General features: G+C 70.7%; 13 protein-coding genes. 10 read left to right on the top strand and 3 right to left on the bottom strand.

Going from position 1 to position 14,966, the window contains the following annotated elements:
• Window positions 1-9: 9 nt before the first annotated feature.
• Entirely contained in the window at window positions 10-990 is a 981-nt protein-coding gene (locus tag AB0H62_RS06000; RefSeq protein WP_360584383.1) for a hypothetical protein, read from the top strand.
• A 12-nt stretch (window positions 991-1,002) separates the two neighbouring features.
• Window positions 1,003-1,995, top strand: coding sequence for a hypothetical protein (locus AB0H62_RS05995; protein ID WP_360584381.1), 993 nt, complete (start codon window positions 1,003-1,005; stop codon window positions 1,993-1,995).
• Here the strand turns inward: AB0H62_RS05995 and AB0H62_RS05990 are convergent.
• Window positions 1,953-3,128 (bottom strand): homogentisate 1,2-dioxygenase, encoded by a 1,176-nt coding sequence (locus tag AB0H62_RS05990; protein ID WP_360584379.1) that lies wholly within the window; start codon window positions 3,126-3,128, stop codon window positions 1,953-1,955. The two genes, AB0H62_RS05995 and AB0H62_RS05990, sit on opposite strands and share 43 nt — an antisense overlap.
• Window positions 3,129-3,213: 85 nt before the next feature.
• On the opposite strand from AB0H62_RS05990, the gene AB0H62_RS05985 reads away from it, so the two are divergent.
• The 3 genes from AB0H62_RS05985 (at window position 3,214) to AB0H62_RS05975 (ending at window position 5,162) form a co-directional block, all read left to right on the top strand.
• Window positions 3,214-4,068: a hypothetical protein gene (locus AB0H62_RS05985; RefSeq protein ID WP_266118434.1), complete on the top strand. Its 855-nt coding sequence runs from the start codon at window positions 3,214-3,216 to the stop codon at window positions 4,066-4,068.
• Window positions 4,065-4,703, top strand: coding sequence for a helix-turn-helix domain-containing protein (locus tag AB0H62_RS05980; protein WP_220245555.1), 639 nt, complete (start codon window positions 4,065-4,067; stop codon window positions 4,701-4,703). Before AB0H62_RS05985 ends, AB0H62_RS05980 begins: the two co-directional genes overlap by 4 nt.
• A gap of 78 nt (window positions 4,704-4,781) precedes the next feature.
• The gene (locus AB0H62_RS05975; protein ID WP_220245556.1) at window positions 4,782-5,162 is read left to right on the top strand and encodes a DUF6188 family protein; all 381 of its coding nucleotides are present in this window, start codon (window positions 4,782-4,784) and stop codon (window positions 5,160-5,162) included.
• Here the strand turns inward: AB0H62_RS05975 and AB0H62_RS05970 are convergent.
• Both AB0H62_RS05970 and AB0H62_RS05965 read right to left on the bottom strand, forming a co-directional pair.
• On the bottom strand, window positions 5,159-5,818 hold the full coding sequence (locus AB0H62_RS05970; RefSeq protein ID WP_220245557.1) for a DUF998 domain-containing protein: 660 nt from the start codon (window positions 5,816-5,818) through the stop codon (window positions 5,159-5,161). The genes AB0H62_RS05975 and AB0H62_RS05970 overlap by 4 nt on opposite strands.
• 119 nt (window positions 5,819-5,937) lie before the next feature.
• Window positions 5,938-6,546, bottom strand: coding sequence for a TMEM165/GDT1 family protein (locus AB0H62_RS05965; protein WP_360584376.1), 609 nt, complete (start codon window positions 6,544-6,546; stop codon window positions 5,938-5,940).
• Between the two features lie 173 nt (window positions 6,547-6,719).
• Between AB0H62_RS05965 and cutA the strand changes: the two genes are divergently transcribed.
• The 5 genes from cutA (at window position 6,720) to AB0H62_RS05940 (ending at window position 14,640) form a co-directional block, all read left to right on the top strand.
• On the top strand, window positions 6,720-7,040 hold the full coding sequence (gene cutA / locus AB0H62_RS05960; RefSeq protein WP_220245559.1) for a divalent-cation tolerance protein CutA: 321 nt from the start codon (window positions 6,720-6,722) through the stop codon (window positions 7,038-7,040).
• A gap of 138 nt (window positions 7,041-7,178) precedes the next feature.
• Entirely contained in the window at window positions 7,179-8,675 is a 1,497-nt protein-coding gene (locus AB0H62_RS05955; RefSeq protein WP_220245560.1) for a cytochrome ubiquinol oxidase subunit I, read from the top strand.
• A gap of 129 nt (window positions 8,676-8,804) precedes the next feature.
• Window positions 8,805-9,815, top strand: a complete 1,011-nt coding sequence (gene cydB / locus AB0H62_RS05950) for a cytochrome d ubiquinol oxidase subunit II (protein ID WP_360584374.1) — start codon at window positions 8,805-8,807, stop codon at window positions 9,813-9,815.
• A gap of 44 nt (window positions 9,816-9,859) precedes the next feature.
• Window positions 9,860-13,444, top strand: a complete 3,585-nt coding sequence (locus AB0H62_RS05945) for an ATP-binding cassette domain-containing protein (RefSeq protein ID WP_360584679.1) — start codon at window positions 9,860-9,862, stop codon at window positions 13,442-13,444.
• A gap of 53 nt (window positions 13,445-13,497) precedes the next feature.
• Complete coding sequence (locus tag AB0H62_RS05940; RefSeq protein ID WP_220245563.1) at window positions 13,498-14,640, top strand: GAF domain-containing protein; 1,143 nt, start codon at window positions 13,498-13,500, stop codon at window positions 14,638-14,640.
• The last annotated feature ends 326 nt before the right edge of the window (window positions 14,641-14,966 follow it).

Here is a 14,966-nt window from a genome sequence, read left to right as displayed (position 1 = left end):
GAGTTTCCGATGCCGAGCTGGGAACCCGATCCCACCATCCCCGCCGAGCAACTGCCGCTCTTCAGCGAGGCTTTGCCCGCCGCGCGTCGCCGAGTCGCGCGAGGCCTGGGCGTGGCCGTGGCGCTCGTGGTGGGCGCGGCCACGCTCATCGTGACCGGTCACGAAAACACTGCAAGAGCCGTGCTGCTGGCCTACCTCTTCGGCGGTTTCCTGCTTCTGCGGACTGGGCAGTTCATCGTTCTCCAGCGCACCAAGCCGAGGTACACCAAGCCTTTCGAACGAGTCGACCTCATGCCCGGCGGTGTCGAGGTGGCAGGACGTGAGATCGGTGTCCGCCTGCCGGACGGCCGCTGGTTGATCCGCCGCTCGTCCCGGAAGCAGCACGGAATCGTGACCGCTCAGCCGCGGTTGTGGGTGCTCCGCCAAGGTGACCGCGCGTCTTTTCTCGTGGTCGGCACCGGCATGATGCGAGGCCGGATCAAGGACACGCCGCCCGTCGGCGGTACGCCGCCACCCGAACCCGCGCCCGACGCTTGGGCAGAGTTCCGCCGCTCCTCGCTCGTTCGCCGGGGCGCAACGCTGATCGCGGTGCTGGCCGTGACCACGGCGCTTCTCATCTGGGTACGACTGGGCTATCCGGCCGGAGACCGGTCCTTCACGGCTGATGTGCTGGGGCTGGCGGCATTTTGCTCGGGTTTCCTGGCCCTCGTCGTCCTCCTGCAGCCGTTCAGCTCGCGGAGACCGCGGAAGTGGACCGAGCTATCGGTCGAGCCCGGCTCGGGGATCACCATCGCCGATCGCCGAATCCGAGTCGAAGGACGTGCGGTCCGGCTCGACGGTTCGTCGGCGAAGTTCGTGGTGCCGAGGTCGAACCTCGTGCTGGCGCTGGAATTCGCCTCCGGTGGCAGCCTGTGGACAACCGGCAGTCTGGTCCGGCCGCAGTTCGGGCGCAGGGCCAGCCGCATCCGCTTCCAGCTCGACGAAGCGTGACGAGGGGCCTCGATGTCCAGCTGGCAACCCGACCCCGCCCTCCCTGCCGACCAACTGCCGCTCTTCGGCGACCTGCTCAGGGCCATGCACCGCGGAGCCGTGCGGCAGCTCGCCTACGCCGTGGCGCTGTTCCTGGTCGCCGCCGTGTTCGTGGTGCGCGGTGACCAGGCGGTGCCCGAGTCGGTGCTGCTCGCCTACTTCTTCGGCGGGAACGTCGCCTTGAAAGCCGCGGCGGTGGCGAGGCAGCGTCGACTCAAGCCGCTGCTGGCCGGCGCGTTCGAGCGCGTCGAGGTGAGCGACGTCGTGATCGGCCGGGCAGTCGGCTTCGCGCTGCCGGACGGGCGCTGGGTGCGGTTCAGGGCACCGCGGCACGGGGCCGAAGTCCTCGCCCAACGCCGGGAGGCGTGGTTGCTGCATAGCGGCAACCGGGCCGCCGTGCTGGTGCCCGCGACCGACGCCGGACTCGTCCCGGCCCGGATCGGCGACAGACCACCCGGCCGCAGAGCACGCCCAGCGGAACCCGCCACGACGCCCGACGCCGCACCGCTGCAAGCCCTCCGCAAACGCCGCGAGTGGACCGACCTCGCGGGGATGGCGGTCATCTCCGCGCTCTACGTCGTCGCGTGGCTGACGTTCCCGACAACAGACCGGCTGTTGGCCCCGCTGACGGCCGTCCTGGGCGTGCTCACGGTCCTTTCGACGGCGATTGCGGCAGTGGCCTCGATCCGGCCGTCCCGCGCCCGGGAGTGGACCGAACTGGAACTCGAGCCCGTGATCACCTTCAGGCGCGACCGGCTCAGTCTCCAAGCCCGCGCCACTCGCCCCGACGGCACCGAAGTGGCCCTCGAAGTGCCCCGCGTGTCCCTTGCCGCGGCTCTCGACATCGCCGCAACCGGAAAGCTGTGGATCACCGGCTCCCGAGCCGGCCTGCCGAGCCACGTCTGGACCGGCGCCGTCCGCTTTCAGGACCCTGTCGGACCTCTCCCCGACCACGACCACGCGTAAGCCTCGTCCTCGGAAGCCGAAGCCGCTTCCCCGAGCTCCAGTGGCGCGAACGTATCCACCATCACCGCCGTCTCGTCGAAGAACTCCGCGCCGATCGACGCCTCCGCGGCGCCCGGCTGGGGGCCGTGTGTGAAGCCCGACGGGTGGAGCGACAGGGAGCCGATGCCGATGCCCGAGCCGCGGCGGGCTTCGTAGTTGCCGCGGACGTAGAACATGAGCTCGTCGGAGTCGACGTTCGCGTGGTTGTACGGCACGGGGATCGAGTCCTCGTGGTAGTCGACCTTGCGGGGGCAGAAGGAGCACACCACGAAGTTCGGCCCCTCGAACGTCTGGTGCACGGGCGGCGGCTGGTGCACGCGGCCGGTGATGGGCTCGAAGTCGTCGATGTTGAACGCCCACGGGTACAGGCAGCCGTCCCAGCCGACGACGTCGAAGGGGTGCGTCGCGTAGGTGTAGCGGGTGAGGCCGGCGCGGTGGCGCACGAGCACGTCGACGTCGGAACCGTCCACGAGCAGTGGCGCGACAGGTCCCCGGACGTCGCGCTCGCAGTACGGCGAGTGCTCCAGGAACTGGCCCTTCGCCGAGAGGTAGCGCTTCGGCGGGCCGATGTGCCCGCGCGCCTCCAGCACGTACAGGCGGACCTCGCCGCGCGGCACCACGCGGTAGGTGCACGACGTCGGGATCACCACGTAGTCGCCGTCCGAGGCCTCCAGCGCCCCGTAGATCGTCTCGAAGACAGCCGACCCGCCCTGGACGTAGAACAGCTCGTCGCCCGCCGCGTTGCGGTACAGGGGCGAAGGGGCGGTGGCGACGACGAAGCCGATCGTCACGTCGTTGTTGCCGAACAGCCGCCGCCGGTCGGTCACGGCGTCGGCGGACGCGCCGAACTTCAGCTCGGGCGTCTTGAAGTGCCGTGGCTTCAGCGGGTGGTTGGGCACGAGGCCGCCGCGGTCTTCTGGTACGGCCACCGCGTCGACGATCGCCGTCGGCAGGCCGCGGTGGTACAGCAGCGCCGAGTCGGCGGAGAAGCCCTCGACGCCCATCAGCTCTTCGGCGTACAGGCCGCCGTCGGGCTTGCGGAAGGCCGTGTGCCGCTTGTGGGGGACCTCGCCTACTCGCCGGTAGAAGGGCATGGGTGACTCCTCTGGAGGTGTCCGCAGAACGAACAATTTTGTCCTTTTGTCGTACGCTACTAGCGTGTCATTCGTGTCAAGCGCTGTGGAACTCACGCCCCCCGGCCCCCGTGGAATTCCTCCCCTGTTCGCGCGGCTCGTCGACGACTCGGCGCTCTTTCCGCCCTCGGACGCGGCCATGCCCGAAGCCCTGCGAGCGCACTACGAGTCGCGGGCGGGTGAACACGCCGGTGTACTGGGCGTTTTCCTCTGCCAGGCCTCCCGGCTGCCGGAGCTGATCACCGAGTTGATCAAGATCAAGCCGAAGGAGCCGCTGCCCTTGTCACTGATCATCGACACCGGGCTCGGCGGCGTGCCCAAGGCCATCTCGATCGTCGAGTCGCGCAGCGAGCTGCTGTCGCTGCGGATGGTCGAGATGCCGGCGCCGTCGGACGTCGACGAGGTGTGGCTGGAGCGCGTCTCGGAGTTCGTGCCCGAGGACGTGATCCGCGTGGTCGAGCCGCGCCGCGGCGTCGGCTGGCTCGACGGCGTGCGCAAGGTGATCGAGCACGGCAGCTGGCCGAAGATCCGCTGCGGCGGGCCGGCGGGGGAGAACTTCCCCAGCGTCGACGAGGTGGCCGACTTCATGTCGGTGGTCAGCGGCGCGCCCGGCGCGTCGTTCAAGGCCACCAACAGCCTGCATCGCGCCGTCCGCCACACCGATCCGGAGTCGGGCTTCACGCACCACGGTTTCCTGAACCTGATCGTCGCTTCGGCCCGCTGCCTCTCGGGCGGCGACGTGCGCGAGGCGCTGGAGTCCACCGACGGCAAGGCGCTGGCCGACGAGGCCCGCGCGTTGTCCGAGCCGGCTGCGAAGGCCGTGCGGGAGCTCTTCGCGTCCTACGCGGCGGCGTCGTTCGCCGAGCCGGTGGCCGACCTGGGTGAGCTCGAGCTGCTGTGAGCAGGGAGGGGTCGCTGACTCTCGACCGCGGCCTGGCCCTGCTGCAGGCGGTGGCCGACGCGGGCGAGGAGGCGGCGACCATCTCCGAGCTGGCCGTGACGATCGGCGCGAGCCGCGCGGCCGTCTACCGGCTGCTGGTGCCGTTGTCCGAACGCGGCCTGATCTGGCGCGACGGCACGAAGGTGCGCCTCGGGGTCGGCCTGCTGCGGCTGGCCGGGCAGGTGCTCCCGCAGCTGCGGGAAGCGGCGCGGCCGGTGCTGCGGGAGCTGGCTGAGAAGGTCGGGGTCACGGCGCACCTCACCGTGGCCCAGGGCGACCAGGCGCAGGCCGTGGCGGTGGTGGAGCCGTCGTGGACGAGTTACCACGTCGCGTATCGCGTGGGCAGCCGTCATCCGCTCAGCGCGGGCGCGGCGGGCCGGGCGATGTCCCTGCGGCCAGGGGGCGACGGCTGGGTCGCGTCCACGGGCGAGCTGGAGGCGGGCGCGTCCGGCGTGGCCGCGCCGGTGCGCGGGGTGCCGGGGCTGCGGGCGAGCGTCGGGGTGGTGTCGTTGGAGCCGTTGGACGCCGCCGCGGTGGGTCCTCAGGTCGTCGCGGCGGCCGGAAAGCTGACCGAGGTGCTCCGAACCGACGCGTAGTGCGGCGTGGCGTGCTGGAATATGGTCTCGTGGAGCAAAGGGGGCGGCTTGCCGAGGAGCCGTCGCGGAGGTGCCCAGGTGAACGTTCCGAGTGAGCTCGTCGGTTGCGAAGTGCGCCGGACGTCGTTCGACTACCAGGTGCGCCTCTCGCTGGTCGACCAGCCGGACCCGGCCGACGAGCCGCGGGTGGACGCCGAGCTGGTGCTCGAGACGTCGTTCGTGCTGCGTGACGTCGAGGGCGTGAGCCACGAGCTGGAGCCCGGCAGCGGTGCGGCCCTGGCGCCGGTGCTCGCGCTGTTCGGCCAGCGTGTGACCGAGGTGGCGGTGCCCGAGGAAGGCACGTTGGCGGTGGTTTTCGACGGCGGCGCCGAGCTGCGCGTGGGGCCGGACCGGCAGTACGAGTCGTGGTGGCTGACCGGCCACGGCGTCGAGCCGATCCTGGTGGGTCCGGACGCCTAGCGGCGCGCGGCCGCCAGCAGCGGTCGCACCATCGTGAGCAGCAGCGCCAGGTCCACGCAGAACAGCAACCGCTCGAACAACCCCAGCGTCACTTCCTGCTGCGCGGGGCCGGTGATCAGCTCGAAGACGAACCCGCCGAGCACGATCAGCACGCTGGCCACGCTGGCGACGGCCAGGCCGCGGATCGTGCTGCGGCGCGGTTCCCACGGGCACTTCGGCGTGCCGCGGCGCGTGAGCAGCCACGCGGCGGCCGGCAGGGCCAGGAACGCGGTGATGGCGGCGCCGTTGTGGAGCTGGCCGTCGAACGTGCGGGCCTGGCCGTCGGGGTCGACGGGGACGGTCGCGCAGATCGTGAGGCCCGCGCACCACACGCCGAGCAGTACGACGACCGCGGGCGAGCGGCGGGCCTTCACCAGCCCGGCCAGCAGCGCGACGGAACCGAGTGCCAGCGCCAGGCACATCGCGCTGAACAGCGGCGCGGCCGAGCGCCCGCCGAGGTGGCCGTAGACGTACTCCGACAGCGTCTGCCACACCGGGCTGACCTGCGCTGACAGTCGCAGATGCAGGTCAGCCGCGATGGCCACCGCGAGCGCCATGCCGGCCAGCGCGAGCCGGCCGTGCACGGGGGACACGGCGGCGGGCACGGCCTTCGACATGGGGGCACTCCTCGGTGGTCATGGCGAAGGGCAAGGCTCCCCGCGTCATCGCGGATTCACCTTGCCCTCATCCACTGGTTCCGGGGAGGCTACCTCGTGTTCCTGTGAAGTCTCTGTGGTCAGCCAGCTCGGAAGGCGAGCTGGACCAGGGCGAACGCGGCGAATCCGGCGAACACGAACCCCGCGACGCGCTGGATGAGCTTCGGCCGGATGCGGCTGCGGATCTTCGCGCCGATGAACACCGCGAGCCCGGCCACGGAGACCAGCGCGACGAACGCGCCGAGCCCGACCGCGAACGGGTTGCCGAGCCGCGCGACGAGACCCGCCGTCGCGAGCTGCGACGCGTCGCCCCACTCGGCGGCGAAGAGCACGCCGAACGACGTCAGCGCGGAGCGCAGGAAGGACTTCGGCGCCGCGCCGAGGCGTGCGGCGTCGTCGGCCGCTTCGTCGGCTTCGTTGAATCCTTCGCGCAGGAGCATGAAGGCGCCGATACCGAACATCGCGGCCACGAGCAGTGAAACCGCGGTTTCCGGAAGAAGGGTGAGCACGTGGCCGAACGCCGCGGCTATAACACACTGGATCGCGAATGCCGCGCACACCCCGGCGAATACCGGCCACGCGCGGAAACGCGTGGTCAGCACCAGCGTCGCGACCAGTGTCTTGTCAGGCAGTTCCACTGCCAGGACCAGGCCGAACGCGCTGATGAGAGCGATGATTGCGGGAGACATGAGCCGGTGGACACCCCTTTCACTTCAACGATAAAGGAGGTGTTCAGAAAGCCGCAAGTTGATCGGGTTTGCGAATTGCCCCGTGAGGTTTGTTGAATAGCTTCCGCTGGGGTTCCTGAATATAGTTTTCGGCATGCCGAATTCTGTTTTGCGGATGCGGTACGGTGCGGGTCATGCCTGCTGACCACGTGGTCGTGACCACCACTGTCGACAAAGAAGCGACCGCTCGGAACATCGCCACGAGTGCCGTCGAGGCGCGGCTCGCCGCCTGCGCCCAGATCGTGGGGCCGATCACGAGCGTGTACCGCTGGGAGGGCAAGGTGCGCACCGACTACGAGTGGCGCGTCGAGTGCAAGACGGCGGCCGACCGCTCGGGTGCGCTGGAGGAGTTCCTGAACGTGCGCCACACCTACGCCCTGCCGGAGATCGTGGTGACCCCGCTCGTCGGCGGGAGCCCGCGGTATCTGTCGTGGGTGGTGGAGCAGACCCGGTAGATCCCTTTCGGGTACACAGTGGACAGATGTGCCCGGGACGCCTGACGTGGGCGTTTCCCGGGTTCAGGACGTTGGTCCCTCGTTTTTCGGGACGTGTTGAACTGGTCGGTGCCGCGCGGGCGGAGTTAGCTCGGGTACGTGGATGTCCTTGAGCTAGCGCGGTGGCAGTTCGGCATCACCACCGTGTACCACTTCCTGATGGTCCCGCTGACCATCGGACTTTCGGTGCTCGTCGCGGGGATGCAGACCGCCTGGGTGCGTACGGGCAACGAGCGCTACTTCAAGATGACCAAGTTCTGGGGGAAGCTCCTGCTGGTCAACTTCGCCATGGGCGTGGTGACCGGGATCGTGCAGGAGTTCCAGTTCGGGATGACCTGGAGCGCCTACTCCCGCTTCGTCGGCGACGTGTTCGGCGCGCCGCTGGCGATGGAGGGGCTCGTCGCGTTCTTCGTGGAGTCGACTTTCCTCGGCCTGTGGATCTTCGGCTGGGACCGGCTGCCGAAACGCGTGCACCTGGCGTGTGCGTGGGCGTTTTCGCTGGCGTCGATGGCCTCGGCCTACTTCATCCTGGCCGCGAACTCGTGGATGCAGCACCCGGTGGGTGTGGAGTTCGTGAACGGCAAGCCGACGATGAACTCGATCTTCGCCGTGCTGGCCAACAACACGGCGCTGGCGGCGATCCCGCACACGCTGGCCGGGGCGTTCTCGGTGGCGGCGGCGTTCCTCGTCGGGGTGGCGGGCTGGCACTTGTGGCGGCGTCGTTCCGACTCGGACTCGGACGCCGGGGTGCACCGGGACGTCTGGCGCGCGTCGCTGCGGCTCGGTGGCTGGGTCGGGATCGCCGCGTTCGCGGTGCTGGCCATCACGGGTGACACGCAGGGCAAGCTGATGTTCCAGCAGCAGCCGATGAAGATGGCGTCGGCGGAAGCGTTGTGCCACACGGAGAAGCCGGCGAGCTTCTCGATCCTGGCGATCGGTGACGTCGCGGGGGCCAACTGTGAGGACGTGAAGACGTTCACCGTGCCGGCGCTGCTGTCGTTCCTCGCGCACAACGACTTTTCCACCGAGGTGCCGGGTGTGGAAAACCTGATCGGCCAGTATCAGGCGAAGTACGGCACCAACTATCCGAACGACCCCGACCTGGGGCCGCTGGCGGGCAAGCCGATCGACTATGTGCCCAACCTGCCGGTGACCTACTGGGGATTCCGGGCCATGATCGGCTTCGGCGCGATCGGGGCGGGGATCGGTCTGCTGGCCCTGTGGCTCACGCGCCGCGGCCGGATTCCGAGCGGGCGCTGGTTCCCGTTGCTGCTGGTCGCGGGCATCGCGACGCCGTTCATCGGCAACAGCGCCGGCTGGATCTTCACGGAGATGGGGCGTCAGCCGTTCGTGGTCGCGCCGAACCCGACGGGCGTCGAGGGCATGTGGATGTTCACGGCGCAGGCGGTGTCGAAGCTGTCGGTGGGTGAGGTGTGGACGTCGCTGATCTCGCTCACGGTGCTCTACCTGGGATTGGGCGTGGTGGAGCTGTTCCTGATGCGCAAGTACATCCGCGGTGGGGTCGAAGGGGTTCTGCCGCCGCCTGCTCACGGTGGGGAGGCGGGTTCGGATGACACGTTGTCGTTCGCTTACTGACTCGGTGGGTGCTGTTTCGTTGGGTTGGACCCAGAGTGTTCACCCGATCACCCACGAGAGTTACCCACAGCTGATCTGTGGACAACTCGATGGGTTGTGGATAACTCAGGGCGATTTTGGGGATGAGTTATGACAACGCTCCAGCTGGTGTGGTTCGGGATCATCGCGCTGTTCTGGCTCGGGTACCTGTTCCTCGAGGGCTTCGACTTCGGCGTCGGGATGCTGCTGCCCGTGCTCGGGCGCGACAACACCGAGCGGCGCGTCATGGTCAACACCATCGGGCCGGTGTGGGACGGCAACGAGGTGTGGCTGATCGTCGCGGCCGGCGCCACGTTCGCGGCGTTCCCCGATTGGTACGCGACGCTGTTTTCGGGCGCTTACCTACCGTTGCTGCTCGTGCTGCTGGCGCTGATCGGGCGCGGGGTCGCGTTCGAGTACCGCGGCAAGGTCGACTCCGAACGCTGGCGGCGCACGTGGGACCGCGTGATCATGGTCGGCTCGTGGATCCCGCCGCTGGGTGTCGGGCTGCTGCTCGCGACGACCGTGCTCGGGCTGCCGCTCGACGCCGAAGGCAACCGCGTCGGCACGCCGTTCGAGGCCGTGCGGTGGGACACGCTGCTGGGCGCGCTCGCCGTGGTCGGGTTCTCGCTGGTGCACGGGGCGGCGTTCCTGGCGCTGAAGACGTCGGGCTCGATGCGGGAACGGGCGCGGGTGCTGGCGTTGCGGCTGCTGCCGGTGGCGTTGCTGCCGCTGGTCGCGTTCCTCATCGTGGTGCAGTTACGCGCTGGGCAGGGGTGGACGTTGGTCGCGCTTGTGGTCAGCGTGGTTGCCGCAATCGTCGCGTGGCTGCGGCTGCACGCGGACCGCGACGGGCAGGCGTTCGCCGCGCTCGGCGTGGTGATCGCGGCTGCCGCGGTGACGATGTTCGGGGCGCTGTACCCGAACGTGCTGCCGTCGACGGGGGATCCGGCCAACTCGCTGACCATCGCACAGGCCGCCGCGAGCCCGTACGCGCTGAAGGTGATCACGTGGGTCGCCGCGTTCGGCGCGCCGGCTGTGCTCATCTACCAAGGTTGGACCTACTGGGTTTTCCGCAGGCGCATCGGCGTCCAGCACATCCCGGCGGTGCACGCACCGTGATCACGCTTCCCGGCCGCACCACCCTTTCCGCCCCGAGGTCCACAGTGGACCAGGTGCGGCCGGGCAAGGGGCCGCTCGGCGCGCTCTCGGCTCTCGGGCCGGCCGCGCGCCGGGCGCTGCTCCTCGTGGCGGCGCTCTCGTTCGCCAACGCTGTTTTCCTTGTGGCGCAAGCGTTTCTCTTGGCCGACGTGCTCGCGTCCATCGTCTCCACAGGGATCGGGGGCCGCACCGCCCAGCTGGCCGCTCTGTTCGCGCTCGTCGCGGGCCGGGCGTTCACCGGCTGGGCGGTGCGGGTGGTCTCGGCGCGCGCCGCGGCGACGGCGCAGCAGGACCTGCGCGCCCGCGTCGTCTCCCACGCTCTGCGGCTGGGCCCGGAGTGGCTGGCCCGTCGCGGCGACGCCTCGCTGACGGAGCTCGTGACCCGCGGCTTGGACGCGCTCGACGCCTACTTCCGCGAATACTTGCCGGCCTTGGTGACGGCCGCGGTGGTCCCGCTCGCGGCCGGCGCGGCGATCCTGTGGATGGATTGGCCGTCGGCGGTGATCGTGCTGGTGACGGTGCCCTTGCTGCCGGTTTTCGCTGTGCTGGTCGGCAAGTTCACGGCCGACCGCGTGGCAGGCGCGACGGACGCCGTGCACCGGATGTCGGGGCTGCTGCTGGAATTGGTGCGCGCTCTGCCGGTGCTCACGGCGTTCCGCCGCGCGGACGCGCAGTCGGCGACCGTGGCCCGCGTCTCGGAACGCCACCGCCGCGCGACGTTGAAGACTTTGCGGGTCGCGTTCTCGTCGGCTTTCGTGCTCGAACTGGTCGCCACGTTGTCCGTGGCCCTGGTCGCGGTCGTGATCGGCGTGCGGCTGGTGTCGGGCTCGTTGCCCCTGGCCATCGGGCTCGGCGTGCTGATCCTGGTCCCCGAGTGCTACCAGCCCCTGCGCGCGGTGGGCGCGGCTTTCCACTCCAGCGAAGACGGCGTCGAGGCGGTCCGCCGCGTCACCGACGTCCTGGCCGAGCCGGCCCCGCACTTCGGCACGCGCGTTCCGCCCCGTGGACAACTCACTGTGTCCAACCTAAGCATCGCCCGCCGCGGCGGCTTCGCCCCGGCTGGTTCCTCGTTCTCCGCGCGCCGAGGCCAAACGACCTGGCTCCGCGCCCCCAGTGGCGGCGGCAAATCCACCACCCTCGCCGCCCTCCTCGGCTTCCTCCCCACCTACGACGGCACCATCACCCTCGGCGACGTCCCCCTGGCCTCGGTGGATGTGGACCGCTGGCGCGCGGATGTCGCGTGGGTGCCGCAGTCGCCGGTGTTCAGCGGCGGGACCGTTCGTGAGGAGGTGGCGGGCGCGGCTGGCGCTGGCCCCGGGCTCGGCTCGGCCCCGGTTTTCGTCGATTCGCCTGCAGGTGACTCCGTTGTCGGCTCGGGCGTGGTTGGGTCTGCGGTGCGTGCGGCTGGACGTGTCGGAGCCGCCCAGGTTGGCTCTGAAGAAGCCGGCGCGGTCGGTGCTGCCTCGGTCGGCGCGGCTGATGTTGTCGATGTGGTGCTGGCGGAGCTCGGGTTGTCGGGGTTGGGGGACCGGCCCGTCGGGCAGTTGTCGTTGGGGCAGCGGCAGCGTGTGGCGGTCGCGCGGGCGTTGGTGAAGGTGCGGGCGGGCGCGTGGCTGCTGTTGCTCGACGAGCCGACGGCCCACCTCGACGAGGTCAACGCCCGGCGCGTGATGGGCGCCGTCGAGCGGGCCGTGGCGGGTGGGGCGGCGGCGATCATCGCGGCGCACGAGCGGTCGGCGGCGGTGGCGGTGGCGGATGAGAAGCCGTTGTCCGGCACCACGTCCGCCAGCACGGTGGGGTCCGGTCGGCCGGTGCCGTGGCGGTTCTTGCTCGACCGTCGGCTGTTTTTCGGAGCCGTGCTGGGTGCCGTGGCGCTGTTGGCGGGCGTTGCGCTCACGGCGACTTCGGGGTGGCTGATCGCGAAGGCTTCGTTGCAGCCGCCGATCTTGACGCTGACCGTAGCGGTCGTCGGCGTGCGCGCGTTCGGGCTCGGGCGCGCGGCTCTGCGCTACGCCGAACGTCTTGTCACGCACGACGCCGCGTTCCGCATCGCCGGGCGGCTGCGCGTCCGGCTGTGGGACTCGCTCGTCCGCCTCGGCCCGGCGCGCGCTTTGGCGGCCGGCGAGGGCCAGCGCCGCCTTGTCACCGACGTCGACACCATCCGCGACCTGCTGCCCCGCGTGGTCTCGCCGCCGGTCGTCGTCGGGCTTGTCGCCGTGGGCGCGATCACGGTGCAGACGGTCGTCCTTCCGTCCGCCGGCCTGCTCCTCGCCGCGGCCGTGGTGGTCGGTCTCGTCGCGCCCCGGCTGGCCCTCCTGGCCGAGCGCCACGCGACGGCCGCCCTCGCCGCCGGGCGCCGCGACGTCGCCGCGCGGGTCCTCGTGTTGTTCACCTCGGCGGCCGAGCTGATCGCTTACGGCACCGCGACCGCGCGCCGCCGTTCGCTGCTCGCGACCGACGCCCGGCTGACCGCCGCCACCCGCCGCCAAGCCTTCGGAGCCGGCGCGGCCGACGCCCTGATCGTCCTGGCCACCGGGGCCGCTGCCGTGGGCAGCACGCTGCTCGCCGCGCCGGCCGTCGCGTCCGGCCACCTGTCGGGGGTCATGGCTCCACTGCTGGCGCTGGTCCCCTTGGCCCTCGCCGAAGTCCTCTCGCTGCTGCCGCCGGCCGCTACCCACTGGGACACGCTGCGCGCTGCCCGCCTCCGCCTGGGCGACCTCGACACAGCTGCCGGATCAGAGCCGGAGCTGCCCGGCGAAGCACTGCGGTCGGCTGGATTGCACCTGGCGTCCGCCTCGGCACAGGCCAACTCCGCCAGCGCGGGAGGTTTGGCGCAAGTGCGAGCCGGCGAAGAGCGGCAGCGCCGCAAGACCACGATCGCGTCGAAGCCGGCGCCGTTCGGCCGTGCTGCGCGCCCCGGGAAGGGGGTCGGCGACGCGCCCGCGCCAGGACCGAGCGCCGTGCGGCTTCGTGACGCCGACCTCGGCTGGCCCGGTGGCGAAACCGTGCTCACCGACGTGACGCTCGACATCGAGCCCGGAACCTACGTCGCCGTGGTGGGGCCGAGCGGGGCGGGGAAGTCGACGTTGGTGGCGGCGTTGCTGGGGTTCCTGGAGCCGCGCGCGGGGCAGGTCGCGGTGCCCGGGCGGGTGTCGTGGGCGCCGCAGGAGGCGACGCTGGTGTCGACGAGCGTGGCGGAGAACCTGCGGCTCGCGGATCCGCGGGCGACCGACGAGGACGTCCGCCGGGCGCTCGACCTGGCGCAATTGCCGGAGCTCGACGTGGCGACTGTGCTCGACAGCGCCGGCACCGGGCTTTCCGGTGGCCAGGCCCAGCGCGTCGCGCTGGCACGGGCGTTGCTGGCGGCGCCGGCCGCCGACCTCGTGCTGCTCGACGAGCCCACGGCGCACCTCGACGAACGGACCGCTCGCGCCCTGCGCGCCACGCTGCGTGCCGAGCTCGCCGGCCGCACCGTCGTGCACGTCACCCACAGCCTCGACGAGCAGCTCGACGCCGACGTCGTCCTTGAGGTCCGCGGCGGCCAGGTGCTCGAGAAGCAAGCGGTACCGGCCGCGAGGGGTGATTGGTGACGGTCACGATTCCGGGTCCGGGCCGCAAGCACGCGCTAGGGTCGGTGTTGCTCATGGACCCGACACTTGCCGCGCGGGCGTTGTCCGCTGCCACCGAGATCACCAGCACCGCGTTGTCCGGGGACGACCCGGAGGCCGTGCTGGACACCGTCGTGATCCGCGCCGCCGAGCTGGCCGACGCCGACCTCGGCCTGGCCATGGTCAGCGCCGACGACGGGCAGGTCGTGGTCGAAGCCGCCGTTGACCCCGGCGGCGCCGGCCGCGCGCTGCAGGGCCTGACCTTGCCCGCCGACTCCGCCGCCGGCCGCGTCGCGCGTGGGGGCGAGCCGGTGGTCAGCGACAACTTCGTCGTCGACCCGCGCACCGCACCCTTCGTGCCCGACGAGCTGCGTGGCTTCGGCCCCTTCGCCGCCGCACCGTTCGGCTCCGGCGGCCGGGTCCTGGGCGCCCTCACGGTCTACCGCCTGCAGGGCCGCGAGCCGTTCTCCGCGGGGACCGTCGAGATGCTCGTGGCGTTCGCCGCACAGGCAGGCGTCGTGCTCGCGCTCGCCGAGGGCGCCAACGCCCGCCACCGCGTGACGCTCTACCAAGAGCGCGAACGCATCGCCCGCGAGCTGCACGACGTGATCGTGCAACGCCTCTACGGCGCCGGCATGCAACTCGACCGCGTGCGCCGCAACATGCGCAAGCGCTTCGCCCAAGCCGACGGCGCGCGGCTGTCCGACGCCATCGACCAGCTCGACCAGACCATCGAAGAAATCCGCGGCACCGTGCGAGCCTTGCGCTCACCCGAGCCGCGTCACGACATCGGCACACCGACCGACCTCGCCGAGTCCGCCCGCGGTGAAGTCCGCATCGCCGGCGAACTCCTCGGCTACCCGCCGACCCTCGAGCTCTCCGGCGAGTTCGCCGACATCCCCGCCGCGAGCGCCGACCACATCCGCGCGGCACTGCGCGAAGCACTGTCCAATGTGGTCCGCCACTCCGGCGCGAGCGAGACGCGCGTGTCACTGACCCGTGACCGCGACGGCGTGAAACTCCGCGTGCGCGACAACGGATCCGGCGTGCCCCAAGGCGTCGCCACCCGGGGCCTGCGTCACCTGGCCGAACGCGCCGACACCGCCGGCGGGAAGTTCTTCATCAACTCCTCACCGAGTCTCGGCACACTCGTCGCCTTCGATCTCCCTCTGGACTAGTCGCCCGTGCGCGACCGCCACCCACAGCGCGTTGATCCGGCTTCAGCCTTCACGCGTCATGTGAGCCGCTCCTTCCTCTTCGACGGGCACGTACGGCATCCCGTTCGACATCGACCAACACCCCAGCATCGCGAGTCTCCGCTCGCTTTCACCCGGTGACGAGTCTACCGGCGATCGAACACCCATTCGACTCACGATGGGGTGAATCCGAAAGATCCTTACCGAATCCTCCGTGGCCGACCGTGACGGATCCCGGTCGTCCATCGGCCACTCGGCTGGTTCTGGTGCAGACCAGCCCTTTCACGGACAGAGACGGCCTTCGCGCC

This window comes from Amycolatopsis sp. NPDC050768, from assembly GCF_040654155.1.
In the GTDB taxonomy this organism is placed as follows: domain Bacteria; phylum Actinomycetota; class Actinomycetes; order Mycobacteriales; family Pseudonocardiaceae; genus Amycolatopsis.
This window is presented reverse-complemented; position numbering and strand designations above follow the sequence as displayed.